Here is an 18,669-nt window from a genome sequence, read left to right on the forward strand (position 1 = left end):
TTTCTAGTTCGTTCCCCGGCGGCGCAGGGTGTCGACGAGGACGGCCAGCGCGATGACCACGCCGATCACCACCTGCTGCCAGAACGCCGAGACCGACAGCAGGTTGAGCCCGTTGCGCAGCACGGCCAGGATGAGCGCGCCGACGAGCGTGCCGAGCGCCCGGCCCTTGCCGCCCGACAGGCTCGCGCCGCCGATGACGACGGCCGCGATGGCGTCGAGCTCGTAGCCGGCCGCCGCCTGCGGCTGCGCCGAGGCCAGCCGGCTGGCCAGCACGACGCCGGCGACCGCCGCGAACGCGCCGGACAGCGCGTAGGTGATGAGCTTGATCCGGCTGACCTTGATCCCGGACAGCCGGGCGGCCTCCTCGTTGCCGCCGATCGCGTACATGGCCCGGCCGGGAAAGGTCCGATTGAGGATGATCGCGGCGACGACGCCCATGACGAGCATCACCAGGACCGGGATCGGCAGGAACCGGCCGACGGTGTCGCCCAGGTGGGAGACCGCCTCCGGCATGGAGATCGGGCTGCCCTGGGAGATGACCAGGGCCAGGCCGCGGGCGATGCCGAGCATGGCCAGCGTGGCGATGAACGGGGGCAGCTTCCCGTACGCGATCAGGACGGCGTTGACCAGCCCGCACGCCACGCCGGTGGCGAGCGAGAGCACGACGGCGGCCGGCCACGGCAGGCCGCCTTCGGTGGCCGTCCACGCCAGCGTGATCGCCGACAGCGCCGCGACCGAGCCGACCGACAGGTCGATGCCGCCGGTGACGATGACGAACGTGGAGCCGAACGCCAGGATGGCGGTCACGGCCGCCTGCACGCCCACGTTGAGCAGGTTCGTCAGGCTGAGGAAGTCGGACGACAGCAGCGACAGCGCGATGACGAGCACGACCAGCGCGGCGATCGCGCCGTTCTCGGCGAGCCAGGCCGACGACCGGCTGTCGGTCCCGCCCTGCTTACTCCGCACGAGAGCCCGCCACGTCGGTGACGGCCAGCGCCATCACGCCGTCCTGGGTGGCCTCGTCGGCGCGCAGCTCGCCGACGAGCCGGCCGCGCGCCATGACGAGGATGCGGTCGCTCATCCCGAGCACCTCCGGCAGATCGCTGGAGATCATCAGCACCGCGTGCCCCGAGTCGGTGAGGGCGTTGACGAGCTGGTAGATCTCGACCTTGGCGGCCACGTCGACGCCGCGTGTCGGCTCGTCCAGGATGAGCACGCCCGCCTGGGCGGCGAGCCACTTGCCGATGACGACCTTCTGCTGGTTGCCGCCCGACAGCGTGCGGACCTCCTGGTCGAGGCCGGTCATGCGGATGCCGAGCTGCTCGGCGACCCGGGCCGCCGCGGTGCGCTGGCCCTTCAGGTCCACGAACCCGGCCCTGGTGGCGTCGCGCAGCGTGACCAGCCCCAGGTTCTCGCCGATGCCGGCGCCCAGGACCAGGCCCTGCCCCTTGCGGTCCTCCGGCACCAGCCCGAGCCCGGCCTCCATCGCGGCGTGCACGTCGTGCGGCGGCAGCCGGCGCCCGCGCACGAACACCTCGCCGGCGTCGTAGCGGTCGGCGCCGAACACCGCCCTGGCGACCTCGGTGCGGCCCGCGCCCACCAGCCCGGCCAGCCCCACCACCTCGCCCGCCCGCACCTCGAACGAGACGTCGTCGAACGCTCCCCTGCGGGTCAGCCCGCGCACGCTGAGCAGCGGCTCGCCCAGCTCGGCCGGGCGGCGTGGGAACTGCTGGTCGACCGGCCGGCCCACCATGAGCCTGACCAGCTCGTCCTGCGGCGTGCCTGCGGGCACCTCGGCCACCGAGCGGCCGTCGCGCAGCACCGTCACCCGGTCGCCGATCTCGGCGATCTCCTCCAGGTGGTGGGTGATGAACACGATCGCCACGCCCTCGTCGCGCAGCCGCCGGACGATCGCGAACAGCTTGCCGACCTCGCCGGTGGTGAGCACCGCCGTCGGCTCGTCCATGATCAGCACCCGGGCGTCCAGCGACAGCGCCTTGGCGATCTCCACCATCTGCATGCGGGCGATGCCCAGCCTGCGGACCGGCGTGCGCGGGTCGACCCGCACGTCCACGCGCTCCAGCAGCTCGCGGGCCCGGCGCTGCATCGCGGCCGTGTCGACGAGCCCGAACCGGCGCGGCAGCCTGCCCAGCGACAGGTTCTCCGCCACCGACAGGTCCGGCACCAGGTTGAACTCCTGGTAGATGGTCGAGATGCCGAGCCGCCGCGCGTCACCGGCGTCGCGGATCTCCACCGGCCGCCCGTCCATCAGCACGCGGCCCTCGTCCGGCCGGTACGCGCCGGACAGGATCTTGATCAGCGTGCTCTTCCCGGCGCCGTTCTCGCCGAGCAGCACGTGCACCTCGCCCGCGCGCAGGCTCAGATCGACCCCGTCCAGCGCGCGCACGCCGGGGAAGGACTTGGTCAGCCCTTCCGCCCGGAGTATCGCCTCGCTCACTCAGAGGGATCTTTCCGCCCCCGCCGACGTCAAACCCGCAGGTGGGAGCGGTGAAGCCCCCGGCCCGCGCACGGGCCGGGGACTTCACTTCAGGACTCAGACGCGCGAGATGCGGACCGCGTCCGCGATCACCAGCCCGGTGCCGGACGTCCATCTGCTGACGCCCACCACGTTCTGCGTTCCCGCGTTGAGCGAGAAGGTGCCGATGCTGCGCCAGGCGCCTCCTCCGGATCTCTGGTCGACGTACACGGTCTGGTTGCCGCCCGCCGTGGCCACGATGTACGGGGCCGAGCTGTTGTATCCCGGATCGCTGGGATACCAGACCTCCACCCGGTACGTGCCGGCGCTCGGGATGGCGGCCGAGTACCAGGCCGGGTCGCTGGCGGCGACCGGTTCGGCGAAGCGGTAGTCGGTGCCGTGCCGCTGGCTGGAGTAGGCCGAGGTGCCCCAGTTGGCGCTGGCGGTGAAGCCGGAGCTGGAGTTGTCCACGGTCGTGGTCCACGTCGGAGTGCCGCCTCCGCCGTTGACGTAGTTCATGAACGTGGTCCAGTTCCAGTGCCGGCCCGGGTCGGTGTGCGTGGCGCCGGGTACCTCGTTGTGGCCGATGATGCCGGTACGGGTCTTCGGGATGCCGTACTTGTCGCACAGGTGCTTGGTCAGGGCGGCCGAGGCGCGATACATGGCGTCGGTGAACCAGGAGGCGTCGTCGACCCAGCCCTCGTGCTCGATGCCGATGGACCGGGTGTTGTACGTCCAGTTGCCCGCGTGCCAGGCGATGTCCTTGTCGCGGACCATCTGGGTGACGGCGCCGTTGGAGGACTTGATCACGTAGTGGGCCGAGACGTTGGCGCTCGGGTTCTGGAACCAGGAGATGGTGCCGGCGTACGAGCCCTGGGTGACGTGGATGATCACCCGGTCGATGTTGTAGCTGGACTCGCGGCTGGAGGCGGTGTAGTTGCCGGAGTTGGCGGCGACCCAGGCGGCGGGCGGGTAGTCGGCGCTGGCCACGGTGGCCTGCGCGTTCAGGTCGCGGGCGTCGGCCAGCGCGCCTCGGTCGGCGGTGACCTCCTGCGGGGCGACGGTCACGCCGCGCGCCTGGAGGCCGAGGCCGAGGCTCTCGTAGACGGCGTCGGCGTACAGGCGGGACAGCTCGGGCGAGGTGGCGTTGCCGTACGCGGCGACGGCCTGGTACCAGCGGCCGATGTCGTCGCGGGCGGCCTCGTCGAGGCCGAGCTTGTCGGCGTGGGCGCGGAGCACGGCGGCGCCGCCGAGGATGTTGGCCGCGTCGTCCTTGCGGAGCTTGGCGACGGGCTGGCCGGTGAGTTCGGCGGCCTGTTCGAGGCTCTTGTTGGTGGGGTTGCTCACCAGGTGCATTACGCCGTACCCGCCGCTGGCGCTGGGCTCGCCGTTGTGGCCGTCGAGGTGGGTTTCGGCGTATCCGAGCGCGACGAGCAGGTCCCGGGGGACGTCGTGCGCGGCGGCTGCCCGGTCGAAGGCTTCGGACAGGGGGTTGGCGGTGTGCTGGGCCAGGGCCGGCTGACCTGCGAGGACCATGAGGGAGGTGATGACCGCGGCCGTGAGGGCCACTAATCGCGTTCGGGCGAGAGTCATGGGCGCTCCTCGTTGGGGGGTATCGGTCGCACAGTAAGGCCGTTCCATGACTGATGTCGATAATTGACATTACTTAGGTATTAAAGGAAACTTTCCGCCCGCGCGAAGAGGCTGGCGGGCTAGGTTGGGCCCCCGCCAATGTGGTGAAAACTATTGCGCTCTACGGGAAGTCGGCTGAAACTTCCCTTCGTGACCACGCTTCTGCGTCTCGTCCTGACGACCCTGCTGGCCGTCTTAGCCGGCGCCGTGGCGCCCGCGACCGCACCCGCGGCGGCCTCCTCCGCCTGCACCGTCGACCCCGCCACGCCCAAGCGCCAGCTCAGGGCCATGTGGATCTCCAGCGTCGCCAACATCGACTGGCCCAGCCGCACCGGACTGAGCGTGGCCGCCCAGCAGGCCGAGTTCCGCTCCTGGCTCGACCTGGCCGTACAGCGCCGGATGAACGCCGTGGTCGTCCAGGTGCGGCCGACCGCCGACACGTTCTGGCCCTCCAGCCTGGAACCGTGGTCGCAGTGGCTCACCGGCACCCAGGGACGCGACCCCGGCTATGACCCGCTCGCCTTCATGGTCGCCGAGGCGCACGCCCGCAACCTGGAGCTGCACGCCTGGTTCAACCCCTACCGCGTGGCCAACCACGACGACCCCAGCCGCCTGATCTCCACCCACCCGGCGCGCCGCAACCCCGCCTGGCGCTTCGCCTACGGCGGCAAGCTCTACTACAACCCCGGCCTGCCCGAGGTCCGCGACTTCATCGAAGACGTGATCATGGACGCGGTCAGCCGCTACGACATCGACGGCGTCCACCTCGACGACTACTTCTACCCCTATCCCGTCAGCGGCCAGACCATCCCGGACTCGGCCGCGTACTCCCAGCACGGCGGCGGGATGAACATCCACGACTGGCGCCGCGAGAACGTCAACCTCCTCGTACGCGAGCTCGACCAGCGCATCCACGCCGCCAAGCCGCACGTGACGTTCGGCATCAGCCCGTTCGGCATCTGGCGCAACGCCTCCGCCGACCCGCTCGGCTCGCGCACCTCCGGACTCCAGTCGTACGACGCGATCTACGCCGACAGCCGCCGCTGGGTCAAGCAGGGCTGGGTGGACTACATCTCGCCGCAGATCTACTGGCACATCGGCTTCAGCACGGCCGCGTACGAGGTGCTGACCGCCTGGTGGGCCGAGGTAGTCCGGGGCACCGGCACCCAGCTCGTCATCGGCCAGGCCGCCTACCGCGCGGGCGCCTCCGGCCAGGACGCCGCCTGGCAGGACCGCAACGAGCTGAGCGACCACCTGCACGTCAACCGGTTGCACCCCGAGGTCGCCGGCGACGTGTACTTCAGCGCCAAGGACGTCAGGGCCGACCGCATCGGCTCGTTCTCCACGCTGGCCGCCGCCCACTACGGCAAGCCGGCGCTGCTGCCCGCCCGCGGCTCCGCCGCTGCGCCCGCCGCGCCGTCGATCACCTCGGCCACCCGCGTCACGAACGGCGTCTCGCTGGCCTTCCAGGGCTCCGGCGCCCGCTACTACGCGATCTACCGCACCACCGGAGCCGCCGGCGAGTGCGCGTTCGCCGACGCCCGCAACCTGGTCGCCACCACGACGAAGACCGCCTACACCGACACCACGGCCGCGCCCGGCACCGCCTACACCTACTACGTGACCGCGCTCACCCGCACCCACCAGGAGAGCGCCCCCAGCGCCGGCAGGTCCGTGACCGGCTCCGGCGAGACCTTCAGCGTCACCGTCGACAACGCCGACGCCGCCTTCACCGCGAGCGCCGCCTGGGGCACCTCCACCTACTCCCCGCAGCTCCACGGCACCGACTACCGCTTCGCCGACCCGGTCTCAGCCAGCGACCCGGCCTGGTTCCGGGCCGCGATCCCCGCCGCGGGCAGCTACCGCGTCGAGGTGTGGCACCCGGCCAACGCCGGCTACAGCAGCGCCGCGCCGCACATCGTGGCCGCGGCGGGCGGCAACCAGACCGTCACCGTGGACCAGCGCTCGGGCGGCGGCGCCTGGCGCGTGCTCGGCACGTTCTCGCTGGCCGCGGGCACGTACAACGTGGTGGGGGTGAGCCGCTGGACCTCCGCGCCGGGTTACGTCATCGCCGACGCCGTGCGCATAACCCGCGTGTGACCCGCGGTTCTGGGTAGGGGGCGCGCATGACCCTCATAGACCGCGTGCGCGCCTACCTCCGCAGCCCCCAGGGCAGGCAGACGATCGAGAAGGCCAAACGGATGGCCCGAGACCCCCGCAACCAGCACAAGGCACGCCGGTTCCTGGACCGGTTCCGCTCCCGCCGCCACTAGCCGCCGCCAGCTCACGGCCGGCCGAAGCGGATGCTCTCCAGCAGGTCGGCCTCCGCCCGGTCCAGGACCCTGGCGCTGTGAGCGGGCGCCGGCCGGCCCGCTCGGGCGCGCGCCAGCAGGGCGTGGCAGCGGCGGTGGTGCCGGGCGAACGTCCGGTCCGGCACGACGCGGCCCCTGGCGTGCTGGCCCGCCTTCGCCACCTCCGGCGTGACGTCCAGCAACACCAGGTGGAAGCCGCCCCGCCGGCCCATCCAGGCGAACGCGCGCAGCACGAACGCGCCGCAGCCCCGGTTGTGGGCGACCACGGACCGCCCGGCCCGCACCGCCGCGCGAATCCGCCACAGGTGCGTGCAGAACACCACGAACGTCCGCACCGGCTTCGGGGCCCAGCGCAGCCCGCCGGCCCAGTGCAGGCGTGACTGCATGGAGTCGATCACCGCCGCGCCGCCCGCCGTGACCGGGCCGCTCTCGGTCCCGGTCAGGCCGTACAGGCGGCGCAGCAGCGTGGTCTTGCCCGCGCCGGGCAGGCCGGTGAGGATCACCAGCGATCCGGCGGGGAAGTGCAGGGACGTCTCCCGGGCAGCGGGCACAGAGATGGACAAAACTGCTCACCTTCCCACGAACCCTCAGACGCACGTCCCCCCAACCTAGCGAGCTTGGTGGCCGAATCGGGCCGGAGCGGGACCGCCGAGGCGGACGACGGGATCGGCGAGCACGTCGGAGTCGCGTTCCGGGGCCGGGTCGATGACCGGTTCGGGCTCGCCCGCCTCGGCGATCCGGCGCAGCAGCCGTTCGCGCAGCTCCGCCGACACCTCCAGGTGCGAGCGCAGCCCGGCCAGGTTGACCAGCTCGTGCGGGTCGCTGTCGAGGTCGTACAGGGCCTGCTCGCGGTAGCGCGGCGAGCCGGCGTCGTGCCACGGGTCGGCGTCCTCGGCCACCGCGTAGTACTTCCACCGGGACGTGCGGATGCCGCGCCCCACCTCCGACTCGCTCACCTGGAAGAACACCTCGCCGGGCCACTCGGCGCGGGAGTCGCGCAGCAGCGGCAGGAACGAGCGCCCCTGCATGTCCTCCGGCACCGGCAGCCCGGCGGCCTCCAGCAGCGTCGGCGGCAGGTCGAGGGTGCTGACCGGCCGTGCGATCGCGCCCCCGCCGTCGAAGCCCGGACCGCGTACGGCCAGCGGCACCCGCAGCGAGGCGTCGTGGCAGGACCGCTTGTACTCGTCGTTGCGCGTCTTGAAGTGGCTGCCGTGGTCGGAGGTGTAGGCCACGATCGTGTCGTCGAGCAGCTCCATGCTGCGCAGCGCGTCGAGCAGCCGCCCCAGCCCCTCGTCCAGCCGTTTGACCTGGCCGAGGTAGCCGCCGAGATGCCGGTGCGCGGTGCCGCCGAGCGCCGCCAGGTCGGGCGGTAGCCAGCGGCCCTGATAGCGCTCCTCGTAGCCGTCGGGCGCCGGGTAGTTGTCGACCTCGTTCTGGTGGTGCGGCTCCAGGAACGACAGGAACAGGAAGAACGGCTCCTCGTGGTGGTCGGCGACGAACCGGACGGCGGCGTCCACCAGCGCGTCGGAGCGGTAGCCGGGCAGGAAGACGGGCTCCTCGGCCTCGTCGTAGACGATCGTCCGGTAGGCGTCGGAGGTGAACTCCAGCGTGTTGGCCGCCAGCCAGCTCCGGTAGCCGCCGCGCTGATCCTGCGGCACCGGGTCGCCCTGGGCCAGGTGCCATTTGCCGATGTACCCGGTGGCGTAGCCGGCCTCGCCGAACCGGTGGGCCAGCGTGCGCTCCTCCGCCGGCAGCGTGAGCCCGTTGCGGTGCACCCCGACCGTCGTCGGGTAGCGCCCGGTCTGCAGCGCGGCGCGGGCGGGCGCGCACACCGGCTGCGGCGTGAGCGCGACCGTGGCCTGGGTGCCGTGCCTGGCCATCCTGTCGAGGTTGGGGGTGAAGGGGCCGACGGTGTCCCACCGCTGCTGGTCGGTCAGGATCACGATCACGTTCGGGCGTGCCAAGAAGAAGCTCCTAACGAAGGCCGGTCAGCGCGATGCCGCGGACGAAGTAGCGCTGGGTGACGATGAACAGGACGGCGGTGGGCACGAACAGGATCACCGAGCCCGCGGCCGTCAGGTGCCAGAGCGTGAAGTACTCCTGGTTGAACAGCGTGAGCCCGACGGGGATCGTCCGCATCTCGGGCGTCGTGGTCGCCACCAGCGGCCACAGGAACTCGTTCCACTGGAAGACGAACGTGAACAGGCCGAGCACGGCCAGCGCCGGGCGCGTCTGCGGCAGGATGATCCGCCGGTAGATGGCGAACTCCGACGCCCCGTCGATGCGCGCGGCGTGGATGAGGTCGTCCGGGATCGGCTGGATGAACTGCCGCATGAGGAAGATCCCGAACGCGTCCATCAGGAACGGCGTGATCAGCCCCTGGTACGTGTTGATCCACCCGAGGTGTGCCATCAGCACGTAGAGCGGGATCATCCGCACGAAGAACGGCACCATCAGCGTCGCCAGCAACGCCACGAACAGCGTGTTGCGCAGCGGGAAGCGGAACTTGGCGAACACGTACCCGACCAGCGGGTCGAACAGCAGGTGCGCCAGCGTGATCCCGCCGGCCACGACCAGGCTGTTGACGATGAAGTCGCCGAACGGCGCCCGGGCGAACAGCTCGGCGTAGTTGCCCCACTGCGGCGACTCCGGCCACACCACGGCCTCGGCCGACAGCGTCTCGGCCTCGGTCTGCAGCGACAGCGAGAGCATGTAGAGCAGCGGCAGCACCATCACCAGCGAGGCCACGGTCAGCAGCGTGTAGAGCAGCGCGCGCCGCATCAGTACTGCACCTCCCCGCGCCGCCCGGCCCGGAGCTGGACGAGCGTGAAGGCGACGATCACGATCAGCAGCAGCACCGACTGCGCCGAGGCGTAGCCGAAGTCGCGGGCACGGAAGGCGACGTTGAAGATGTGGAACACCGACAGGTCGGTGGCGTCGCCCGGCCCGCCGTTGGTGATGATGTACGCCTGCCCGAACGCCTGGAGCCCGGAGATCACCGCCATCACCGACACGAACAGCGTCGTCGGCGCGAGCAGCGGCAGCGTGATCCGCCAGAACCGGTGCCACGCGTCGGCCCCGTCGATCTTCGCCGCCTCGTGGAACGTCTCGGGGATGCCCTGCAGCCCGGCCAGGAACAGCACCATCGTGTAGCCGACGCTCTGCCATAGCGTGACGGCGGCGATGGTCAGCAGCGGGCTGGTGTTGAGCCACTGCTGCTCCGGCAGCCCGAGGGCGGCCAGCGTCCGGTTGAGCACGCCGAGCTCCGGGTCGAGGATGTTGCGCCAGAGCAGCCCGACGATCGCCACCGACGTCAGGTAGGGCACGAGCAGCATCACCCGGAACGCCACCCGCCCCCTGAGCGGCTGGTCCAGCGCCATCGCCAGGCCCAGCCCGAGCACGATCGACCCGGCCACCACGATCAGCGCGAACCCGCCGGTGACCAGGAACGAGTGCCGCACCGCCGGATCGGCCAGCGCCTGGGTGTAGTTGCCCAGCCCGGCGAACCGGTCCGCGGACGGCCCCGTCATCAGGCTCGTGGAGACCACGTTCCCGATCGGCAGGTAGAAGAAGGCGGCGAAGAACAGGATCGCCGGCAGCAGGAACAGGTAGGCGGTGCGGGCATACCGGGCGGAGAGCGTACGCGGGCGCAGCACGCTCATTTCAGGTAACCCCGGGCCGCCTCGGCGAACTTCTCGACGGCCGCCGCGGCGGGCTCGTTCTGGATGAGCACCGACTGGTACATCTTCTTCAGCTCGTCGTCGAAGCGCCCGAACTGCCCGGTCAGCCGGATCTCCTGGCTGGCGTCGCGGGCCATGCCGAGCGCGTCGGCGAACGCCTTGATCCCCGGGTCGGCCTGCACCTCGGGCAGCTCCGCCCAGGAGAGGCGCGGCATCAGCATGCCGACCTCCTCGGTGGCGGCCCGCTCGACCTCCAGCGCGGTGATCCGCTTGACGAAGTCCCATGACAGGTCGGGCCTGCGTGCCTTGGCCGGGACGAACACGCTGGTCCCCGCCGCGTTCGTGGCCTGCTCGCGGCCCTTGAGCGGGGCCGCGTAGCCGACCTCGATGTCGGGGCTGGTCTGCTTGATCGGCCCCAGGTCCCACGGCCCGGTGATGATCATCGCGGCCCGCTTGGCGGAGAACAGCTTCTGCGGCCCCGAGTAGTCGGTGCCCGACACCGGCACCGGCGCGACCTTGTGCTTGTGCACCAGCTCGGCCTGGAAGCGCATCGCCTCCACGGCCGCGTCGTGCGGCACCAGCACGCCCTTGGTCGCCGGGTCGTAGTAGCGCACGCCGTTCTGCATCAGCCACGGCCCGGCGTAGCCGTGGTCCTGGTTGAGCGCGATGCCGTACACGTCGCCCTTGGTGAGCTTCCCGGCCGCCTCCAGCAGCTCCTCCCAGGTGGTGGGCGGCTCGACGCCGGCCGCGTCCAGCATGCCCTTGTTGTAGAGCAGCAGCGTGCACGTCAGGTGGAGCTGCACGCCGTACACCTGGCCCTGGTACGAGTTCCGCTCGACGGTGACGGGACGCCAGTCGGACGGGAAGCCCATCGCCCGGCCGTCACGGTCGACGTACTCCTGCAGCGACAGGGCGTTGCCGGAGATCGCGAAGTCCTGGACCCAGCCGCCGGGCTCCTCGACCACGTCGGGCACGCTGCCGGAGGCGAAGTCGGCCAGCAGGCGGGTGCGCAGGTCGGGCCACTGGTACTTCTGGAAGTTGACCTTGACCTGGTGGGCCTGCTCGAACTCGGCGATCACCTTGCGGTAGGCCTGGTAGTCGTGGCCGGCGTTCCAGTAGACGGTGAACGTGCCGGGCTCGGCGGACGGGGCGGGCGGGGCGCCGGCGCAGGCGTTCAGGAGGGGGACGGCGGCGGCGGCCGACGCCAGGCGGAGCAGGTCGCGGCGGGAGAGGGCGGGGGACATCTCATCGGTTCCCTTCTAGGAAGAGCCCCGGCGCAGGAACGCCCAGGAGCGGACGATCTCGCGGTCGGGCAGTGGCTCGTCGGCCTGGAGGCGGTCGAAGAGCAGGCGCACGACGTCGGTGTAGTCGTGCCTGAGCGGGCCAACGGTGCTGAGCTGCGGGTTGGCGATGAGTCCTTCGTCGATGTTGCCGACGCCGACCACGGCGACGTCGTCGGGCACGCGCAGCCCGGCGTCCCTGGCGGCCCAGATCGTGCTGATCGCGGCCCGGTCGCTGGCCGCGAAGATCGCGTCGGGCGGCTCCGGGCCGCGCAGCAGCGCGGTGGCCGCCTGGTAGGCGCCGACGCGGTCGTCCGCGCCGGGCACCACGATCCGGCGCGCCGGGTCGACGCCGTGCCGGTCGAGCGCGGTGGTGTAGCCGAGCAGCCGGCCGGCGGGCCGCTCGCGGTAGAGCTCGTAGCGCTGGGCCAGGAACGCGATGCGCCGCCGGCCCTGCGCGATCAGGTGCTCGACCGCCTCGGCACACGCCTCGGCCTCCGGCGTCCGTACGACGTCGCAGCCCGGAGGCACGTTCTCCTGGCCGATGACCACGGCCGGCATGCGGGTGGCGACGACCGATGACAGCAGCTCCTCGGTGAGGTGGTCGCCGACGGCGTGGATCAGCACGCCGTCGGCGATGCCGCCGCGCAGCACGTCGACCGCCGCGACGGCGCGCGCCTCGGAGTAGACGGTGAGCGTGACGACCGAGTAGCCGTGGCCGTCGGCCATCTCGTGCAGGTCGCGGGCCAGCCGCTCGTCGGTCGGCACGCCGCCGAACGACGACTGCACCAGGCACACCCGCTGGGTGCGCCGCCGCCGCAGGCTCCTGGCGGCCTGGTTGGGGGTGTAGCCGAGCTGGGCGGCGGCGTCGATCACGCGCTGCCTGGTCTCGGCGGCCACCCGCCTGTCCCGGCCGCCCAGCACGTACGACACGGTGGCGATCGACACTCCGGCGAGCTCTGCCACCTGTTTGGCGGTAGGTCTCATGTTATACGAATAACATAGTATTTCCTGCATGTAAAGTAGGTTTTTATCCGGGCCCTTTGTGGAGTGACGTGATGCTCGGCCGGAACGACGAGTGTGTGCTGCGTCATAGTGGTTAATCGTTTAACACACGAATGCCCGTAGCGGGAGGCCCCATCTTGCAAGTTGAGTTGAGCTCAACCAACATGGAGGCGTGGAACCGTTGTCCGAACGCGCCGCCGCCAGCCGCCGCCGCCTGCTCGAAGCCGCCGCCGACGAGCTCATCGCCACCGGCGACGTCGAGGTGGCGGCCGTCGCCCGGCGCGCCGGCCTCAGCGTCGGCCTGCCGTACCGCTACTTCGGCACCCGCAGCGGCCTGATGAGCGCGCTCCTGGAGGACTTCTACGAGCGGCTGGTGGCCGACACCGTCCTGGTCAGCTTCGACGGCGACACCTGGCTCGACCGGTGGCGCGCCCAGCTCACCACCTGGGTCGACCGCGTCTACGACGACCCGCTGGCCCCCGTCGTCCTCGGCCGCATGGTCGGCGACGCCGAGGTGGCGGCCATGGAGGCGCGCTGCTTCAAGCTCGTCATCACACTCGGCGCCAAACACGTCGCCGCGGGCCAGGCCGAAGGCGCCGTCGTCGCGGGCCGCGACCCCGAGCTGCTGGCCACGGCCGTGGTGGGCGGCATGCGCGCCGTCTTCACCGTCGTCCTCGACCAGGACCCCCGGCCCGAGCGGGCGACGGTGCTGCGCGAGCTGTGGGAGTTCAGCACCGCCGCGCTCGGCGCCCGCCCGCGAGGAGACGGCTGATGGCCGCCGGCGCCCTGTCCGCACTGCACCGCGACGGCTTCCTCGTGCTGCCCGGCGTGCTCACCCCGGCCGCCTGCCGACGCATCCGCGCCGACCTCACCCCGCTGCTCGGCCCGGCCGGCCGCGACCCCTTCCGCACCGGCCACCTCCGGCAGGTCTTCGGCGTGCTGACCAACACCCGGGCCGTCGACCCCCTGCTCGACCACCCGGCGGCCCTCGCCTTCCTGGACCGCCTCCTGCTGCCGAACTTCCTGCTGTCCCAGCTCGAAGTGATCGAGGTGCGCCCCGGCGCCCCGGCCCGCCCGCCCGCGCCGGACGACCGGCACTACCCGCTGCCCCGCCCGCGCCCCGCCCTGTCCGTGGCCGCCCTGTGGCCCCTCGACGACGCCGCGATCACCGTCTGGCCGGGCAGCCACCGCTGGCCCGACGACCGCACCCCGATCGGCTCCGGCGTCCCGCTGCCCGTCCAGGCCGGCTCGTGCGTGCTGCTCCTCGGCACCCTCTGGCACGCCCGCCCGCCGCTTCCCGACCTGGCCGCGCCCCGGCTGACGGTCACCGCCCACTACTGCGAGCCCTGGCTGCGCACCCGCGAGGCGTTCACGCTCTCACCGGGCCGCGAGGTCGCCCGCCAGCTCACCGGGCGGGTCCGCCGCATGCTCGGCTACAGCGTCCACCCGCCCGACACCGGCCTGGTCGACGGCATGCACCCGGAGCGGCTGTTCGCCTAGAAAAAATCTCTCCTCCCTCTGTCACACCTCCCCGCCGGGGCGGGTCGGGGTGATGAAGGCAGAAACACACAGAGGAGCGTCACCCATGTCCACCACCTACGTGATCATCACCCTGCTGGCCGCCGCCACCACCGGCTTCTCGGCCGTCTCCGTCTTCATGCGCGCCAAGTGGGTCGTGGAGCCCCTGGCCGCCTACGGCATCCCGCGCGCCTGGTGGCCGTGGCTCGGCGCGGCCAAGGCGGCGGGCGCGCTCGGACTGGCCGCCGGGCTGCTCGTCCCGGCCGTCGGCGTCGCGGCGGCGATCGGCCTGGTGCTGTACTTCACCGGCGCCGTCGTCACCGTGGCCCGCGCCCGCTGGTTCTCGCACCTGCCGTTCCCGATGATCTACGCCGCCCCGGTGATCGCCTCCCTGGCGCTCGGCCTCGCCGGCTGAACGGCGCGCCTTCAGAAGCGGGGAAGGGAAGCCGTAAGGATTCCGTAAACGGCCTCCGCGATGCTGAAGGCACATCGAAAGCGAGAAGGAGCAGGAACATGGCGAGCAAACTGGTGGTGTCGGCGTTCGTGTCGCTCGACGGGGTCATGCAGGGCCCCGGCGGACCGGGCGAGGACGACTCCAACGGCTTCACCCACGGCGGCTGGCTGGCCCCGCACGTCGACGAGGTGTTCGGCCAGATCATGGGCGACCAGCTCGAGCAGGCGTCCGGCATGCTGCTGGGCCGCAGGTCCTACGACATCCTCTCCTCCTACTGGCCCGGCGTGCCCGACGAGGAGGGCGGCGCCCGGATCAACAGCATGCCCAAGTACGTCGTCACCCGCACGCCCAGGACCGCCGACTGGCGCAACACGACGGTCCTGGCGGGCGAGGCCGCCGAGACCGTCGCCGAGCTCAAGCGGACCACCGACGGCGAGATCATGACCCAGGGCAGCACCGACCTCATCCACACCCTCCAGCGGTACGAACTGGTCGACGAGTACCGGCTGCTCGTCTTCCCCGTCGTCCTCGGCGAGGGCAAGCGCCTGTTCGCCCCGGGCACCATGCCGGCCGGGCTGAAGCTCACCGGCTCCACCACCACGGGCGCCGGAGTCCTGTACGTGACCTACGCGTGGGAGGGCAAGCCCCGCACCGGGTCCGTGGCTTGAGTCGCGGCGCGGCACCCTCTAGCGTTCGGGCACATGAAAGACCTCCTCCCGCCCGACCCGGTCCCCGAACTCCTGCGCCTGACGGTGCCCCACGAGGACGTGGCCGGCGTCCTCGCGGCCCGTCCCCGGCCGGGCACCGAGGCGTGGCGGCTGCTGGAAAGCAACGTGCGCACCCTGGTGTCGGCCATGGGCGACCTGGACGACCCGCCGCGCTTCCCCGACCTGCCCGACCCGTACTTCTACGTGCACGTGTTCATGGCCGCCGCGCCGCACGTCCGCGAATACCACCGCTCCCGCGGCATCCCGGACGACGTCTCCTCGCGCACGCTGGCCGACCTGGGCCGCAACATGGCCGTCTACCGCAAGAGGCTCGGCACCGGCGGGCTCAACGCGCCGTTCTGGCTCATGCTGCACTTCCGCGGCATGATCTACGAGCTGGGGCGGCTGCAGTTCGAGCGCGCCACGCTCGACGAGCGCCTGGCCGAGTCGATCAAGGCCGCCGGGCTGCCGTGCGAGCCGGGCGAACCGGCGCTCTCCGTGCACATCCCCGACTTCCTCGGCCCGATGACGCCCGAGGCGTGTGACGCGGCCTTCGCCGAAGCCGCCGCGTTCTTCCCGCGCCACTTCCCCGAGGAGCGGCCGCGCTACGCCTTCTGCGGCTCGTGGCTGCTCGACGAGCAGCTCGCCCGCTACCTGCCGGAGGAGTCCAACATCGTCCGCTTCCAGCGCCGCTTCCGGCCGGCCTACCGCTCGGACAACGACGGCGGCATCGTCCCGTTCGTCTTCGGCGCCGACGCGCGGCTCGCCCCGGACCTGCCCCGCCGCACCAACCTGGAACGCGCCGTCGGCGACCACCTCCGCGCCGGCAACACCTGGCACGCCACCACCGGCTGGACCCCCCTGGCGGGCGCCCCGGCCGAATGACACGGTCGCCCACCGGTGAAAGTCGTAGAGTTGCACCGCCGGCCTGGAGGGTCCTGGAAGGAGGCGCACCATGTACATATCGCGGCTTGTCATCCAGGGGCTTCGAGGTTTCTCCGGTCCCAGGCAGGTGGACCTCGACTTCAGTCGTCCGGACGGCTCCTACGCGGGCTGGACGGTTCTCGCCGGGCGGAACGGATCGGGCAAGACGACGATCCTGCAGGCGATAGCGCTGGGAGTCATCGGCCAGTACTTCGTCCGCGATTGGGAGGGCTGGCGAGGCGCGCCCGAGGGGGAGCAGGGGTTCCTGCGTGTCACGGTGGTGCAGGACTCGGAGTTCGACGGAGGGCTGGACTTCGGTCCGCAGGACTTCGAACTGCGCTGGAACGACTCCGACGGCTCCCACCTGACTCCGCAGTGGGCCATGACCTCAGGCCGGGCCAAGGGCACGAGACGCTTGCGATTCGCCCCTGGAGAAGGATGGTTCTTCGCGGGCTACGGGCCCTTCCGCCGGCTGTCCGCAGCCGCGCTGGGGCGTGGCGAATCGTCGCGGGCAGCCATGTACGCGGGGTTGCGGACGCTCTTCGACGAGGACGTGAGTCTCGTGGAGGGCGTCAGCTGGCTGGTCGAGCAGCATCTCTACCAGCTGGAAGGGCGTCCGGGCGCCGCCGAGCTGCTGGAGGCAGTGCTTTCCTTGCTGGCCGACGGCATGCTTCCCGACGGCCACACGGTGGTGCGCGTCGATTCCGACGGGTTGTGGGTGCGGCAGGATGACGGCACGGAGATGCCGCTGCGCCGGATGAGCGAGGGGTACAAGGCGGTTACGGCACTCGTGCTCGACATCATCCGCCAGATGCATCTCGCCTATGGCAGGGTGCGCGTCAGCTATGCCGGCGAGACACCGACGCTGGCGTATCCGGGTGTCGTTCTCGTGGACGAGGTCGAGAACCATCTGCACGTCAGCTGGCAGAAGAAGATCGGTGAATGGTTGACGGACCACTTTCCGCTCGTCCAGTTCATCGTGACCACGCACAGCCCGTACATCTGTCAGACCGCCGCCGCCAACGGGCTGGTTTCCCTTCCCGGACCTCATGAGCCCAGGGCGGCACACGTCGTCGACCGGGATCTTCATGAGCGCGTCGTTTTCGGAAGCGGTGACGACGCCATTCTGACCGAGCTGTTCGGTGTCGACAGTCCTTATTCGAGGAGGGCTGAGGGCGTGCGGCGCATTCTCGGGGACCTCGAGGAAAAAGTCCTGGAGGGCTCGGCGTCCACAGCCGAGATCGAAGAATATCGAAAGCTCAGCAAAATGCTGGAGAGCTCGCTCTCGGCCCGGGTGGACGAGGTCTCCTCCCGCCTGGGGAGGCGGGATTGATCCGGATCTCCCGCCCTGATCTGGACCCTGAGCTGTCGCTGCGGCTGCGCACGCGCACGGATCGGCCGAAAGTGGCGGATGCGGACCACCGTGCTGCCCGCAGGGAGTGGTCCGGCGCCGCCCTTGAGAAAGAAGGCGTCAGGCTGGCGCTGCGTCAGATGTCGGCGGCGGTCGAGCGCGACCATGCCGACCCCGGGCGCCGACATCGTGCTGGGTGGCCCGGACGTCCTGGAGGCTCTACGCCTGTCGCTCCGGTGAAGAGGCGGGGCGGGGTGGGGCGGTGCTGCCTCGGGGGACGAGGCGGGCGGATTCGTCCTGGATGCCGGTGACCTCCTCGCCGGCGATGAGGGCGAGGAGGGCGCGGGCGGCGTGGGCGCCGTAGGCGGGGATGTCGCGGGTCAGGGCGCTGAGGGCGGGGCGGACGACCTGGGAGAGCGCCGAGTCGTCCCAGGCGACGATCGACAGGTCGCCGGGGACGTCGAGGCGCATCTCGTGGGCGGCCGACATGCCCGCCACGGCCATGATGTCGTTGTCGTAGACGACGGCCGTGGGCCGGGTGGCGGCGCTGACGAGGCGGCGGGTGGCGCGGGCGCCCTCCTCGCCGGTGTAGTCGGTGTGCATGATGGCGGGCCGGTCGAGGCCCAGGTCGTCGCAGGCGGCGGTGAACGCCTGGTCGCGCAGCACGGTGTGGACGAGCTCGGGCAGGCCGGCGACGCGGGCGATGCGGCGGTGGCCGAGTGCCGCCAGGTATTCGACGGTCTCCCGGATGGCGACGGCGTCGTCGGACCAGACGGGGGTCAGGGCGCCGGCCTCCGACGGGTGGCCGATGACGACGGCGGGCAGGCCGAGCTCCTTGAGCGCGGTGACGCGGGCGTCGGAGAAGCGCAGGTCGACGAGGATGGCGCCGTCGACGCGGCCTTCGCCCCACCAACGGCGGTAGATGTCCATCTCCTGGTCGGGTGAGGCGGCGACCTGGAGCATCAGCGCGTAGGAGTGGCTGGCCAGCTCGCTCTCGATGCCGCTGATCAGCTCCATGAAGAACGGCTCGACGCCGAGGATGCGGGCGGGCCGGCACACGGTGAGGCCGACGGAGCGGGCGCGGGCGCCGTTGAGCGCGCGGGCGGCGGAGTTGGGGCGCCAGCCGATCTCCTCGGCGATGGCCTTGATGGCGGCGCGTTTGGCGGGGGAGACGCCGGGGCGGTCGTTGAGGGCGTAGGAGACGGCCACTTTGGAGACGCCCGCTCGCCGGGCGATGTCGGCGATCGTCGGTCGCTTCACCGAGCCTCCACTTGTGAACCGGTTAGTCAGTGCACCCGAACTTTACTACCGCCCTCCCCAACCGCACTTC

The 18,669-nt window shown here is 71.3% G+C and carries 18 protein-coding genes; 8 read left to right on the plus strand and 10 right to left on the minus strand.

Features of this window, described 5'->3' with window-relative positions; all coding sequences use genetic code 11:
• Nucleotides 1-3: 3 nt before the first annotated feature.
• From ACBI99_RS33360 to ACBI99_RS33370, 3 genes are all read right to left on the minus strand, one after another.
• The gene (locus ACBI99_RS33360; RefSeq protein WP_357583190.1) at nucleotides 4-966 is read right to left on the minus strand and encodes an ABC transporter permease; all 963 of its coding nucleotides are present in this window, start codon (nucleotides 964-966) and stop codon (nucleotides 4-6) included.
• The gene (locus ACBI99_RS33365; RefSeq protein ID WP_375074271.1) at nucleotides 956-2,458 is read right to left on the minus strand and encodes a sugar ABC transporter ATP-binding protein; all 1,503 of its coding nucleotides are present in this window, start codon (nucleotides 2,456-2,458) and stop codon (nucleotides 956-958) included. The genes ACBI99_RS33360 and ACBI99_RS33365 overlap by 11 nt, the downstream gene beginning before the upstream one ends.
• A gap of 96 nt (nucleotides 2,459-2,554) precedes the next feature.
• A complete protein-coding gene (locus tag ACBI99_RS33370; RefSeq protein ID WP_219501615.1) occupies nucleotides 2,555-4,069 on the minus strand; it encodes an N-acetylmuramoyl-L-alanine amidase in 1,515 nt (504 codons plus the stop codon).
• 189 nt (nucleotides 4,070-4,258) lie between these two features.
• On the opposite strand from ACBI99_RS33370, the gene ACBI99_RS33375 reads away from it, so the two are divergent.
• The gene (locus ACBI99_RS33375) at nucleotides 4,259-6,208 is read left to right on the plus strand and encodes a family 10 glycosylhydrolase (RefSeq protein ID WP_375074272.1); all 1,950 of its coding nucleotides are present in this window, start codon (nucleotides 4,259-4,261) and stop codon (nucleotides 6,206-6,208) included.
• A gap of 26 nt (nucleotides 6,209-6,234) precedes the next feature.
• Nucleotides 6,235-6,381, plus strand: a complete 147-nt coding sequence (locus tag ACBI99_RS33380; protein ID WP_219501617.1) for a hypothetical protein — start codon at nucleotides 6,235-6,237, stop codon at nucleotides 6,379-6,381.
• Nucleotides 6,382-6,392: 11 nt separating this feature from the next.
• Here ACBI99_RS33380 and ACBI99_RS33385 read toward each other — a convergent pair whose 3' ends face one another.
• The 6 genes from ACBI99_RS33385 to ACBI99_RS33410 are packed head-to-tail and all read right to left on the minus strand — an operon-like array spanning nucleotide 6,393 to nucleotide 12,367.
• Nucleotides 6,393-6,983 (minus strand): AAA family ATPase, encoded by a 591-nt coding sequence (locus ACBI99_RS33385; protein ID WP_246644230.1) that lies wholly within the window; start codon nucleotides 6,981-6,983, stop codon nucleotides 6,393-6,395.
• A 45-nt stretch (nucleotides 6,984-7,028) separates the two neighbouring features.
• Entirely contained in the window at nucleotides 7,029-8,384 is a 1,356-nt protein-coding gene (locus tag ACBI99_RS33390) for a sulfatase-like hydrolase/transferase (RefSeq protein ID WP_375074273.1), read from the minus strand.
• A 10-nt stretch (nucleotides 8,385-8,394) separates the two neighbouring features.
• Nucleotides 8,395-9,201, minus strand: coding sequence for a carbohydrate ABC transporter permease (locus tag ACBI99_RS33395; RefSeq protein WP_219501621.1), 807 nt, complete (start codon nucleotides 9,199-9,201; stop codon nucleotides 8,395-8,397).
• Nucleotides 9,201-10,082: a carbohydrate ABC transporter permease gene (locus ACBI99_RS33400; RefSeq protein WP_219501623.1), complete on the minus strand. Its 882-nt coding sequence runs from the start codon at nucleotides 10,080-10,082 to the stop codon at nucleotides 9,201-9,203. The genes ACBI99_RS33395 and ACBI99_RS33400 overlap by 1 nt, the downstream gene beginning before the upstream one ends.
• Nucleotides 10,079-11,344, minus strand: a complete 1,266-nt coding sequence (locus ACBI99_RS33405; RefSeq protein ID WP_357583198.1) for a sugar ABC transporter substrate-binding protein — start codon at nucleotides 11,342-11,344, stop codon at nucleotides 10,079-10,081. Before ACBI99_RS33405 ends, ACBI99_RS33400 begins: the two co-directional genes overlap by 4 nt.
• Before the next feature lie 15 nt (nucleotides 11,345-11,359).
• Nucleotides 11,360-12,367, minus strand: coding sequence for a LacI family DNA-binding transcriptional regulator (locus ACBI99_RS33410; RefSeq protein ID WP_375074274.1), 1,008 nt, complete (start codon nucleotides 12,365-12,367; stop codon nucleotides 11,360-11,362).
• A gap of 190 nt (nucleotides 12,368-12,557) precedes the next feature.
• Between ACBI99_RS33410 and ACBI99_RS33415 the strand changes: the two genes are divergently transcribed.
• The 6 genes from ACBI99_RS33415 to ACBI99_RS33440 all read left to right on the plus strand — a co-directional run bounded on the left by ACBI99_RS33415 (nucleotide 12,558) and on the right by ACBI99_RS33440 (nucleotide 17,321).
• A complete protein-coding gene (locus ACBI99_RS33415) occupies nucleotides 12,558-13,157 on the plus strand; it encodes a TetR/AcrR family transcriptional regulator (RefSeq protein WP_219509780.1) in 600 nt (199 codons plus the stop codon).
• Nucleotides 13,157-13,885 (plus strand): phytanoyl-CoA dioxygenase family protein, encoded by a 729-nt coding sequence (locus ACBI99_RS33420; protein ID WP_219509781.1) that lies wholly within the window; start codon nucleotides 13,157-13,159, stop codon nucleotides 13,883-13,885. The genes ACBI99_RS33415 and ACBI99_RS33420 overlap by 1 nt, the downstream gene beginning before the upstream one ends.
• A gap of 85 nt (nucleotides 13,886-13,970) precedes the next feature.
• Nucleotides 13,971-14,318: a DoxX family protein gene (locus ACBI99_RS33425; protein ID WP_219509782.1), complete on the plus strand. Its 348-nt coding sequence runs from the start codon at nucleotides 13,971-13,973 to the stop codon at nucleotides 14,316-14,318.
• Nucleotides 14,319-14,416: 98 nt separating this feature from the next.
• Complete coding sequence (locus ACBI99_RS33430; protein WP_357583204.1) at nucleotides 14,417-15,025, plus strand: dihydrofolate reductase family protein; 609 nt, start codon at nucleotides 14,417-14,419, stop codon at nucleotides 15,023-15,025.
• Between the two features lie 33 nt (nucleotides 15,026-15,058).
• Nucleotides 15,059-15,949 (plus strand): acyltransferase domain-containing protein, encoded by an 891-nt coding sequence (locus ACBI99_RS33435; RefSeq protein ID WP_375074275.1) that lies wholly within the window; start codon nucleotides 15,059-15,061, stop codon nucleotides 15,947-15,949.
• A gap of 70 nt (nucleotides 15,950-16,019) precedes the next feature.
• Nucleotides 16,020-17,321 carry an AAA family ATPase gene (locus ACBI99_RS33440; RefSeq protein ID WP_219509785.1) on the plus strand — a complete coding sequence of 434 codons (1,302 nt, stop codon included), beginning with the start codon at nucleotides 16,020-16,022 and terminating at the stop codon, nucleotides 17,319-17,321.
• A 237-nt stretch (nucleotides 17,322-17,558) separates the two neighbouring features.
• On the opposite strand, the gene ACBI99_RS33445 is transcribed toward ACBI99_RS33440, so the two are convergent.
• Nucleotides 17,559-18,599: a LacI family DNA-binding transcriptional regulator gene (locus ACBI99_RS33445; protein WP_219509787.1), complete on the minus strand. Its 1,041-nt coding sequence runs from the start codon at nucleotides 18,597-18,599 to the stop codon at nucleotides 17,559-17,561.
• Nucleotides 18,600-18,669 lie beyond the last annotated feature (70 nt).

This window comes from Nonomuraea sp. ATR24 (genome assembly GCF_041950485.1).
GTDB lineage: Bacteria > Actinomycetota > Actinomycetes > Streptosporangiales > Streptosporangiaceae > Nonomuraea > Nonomuraea ceibae.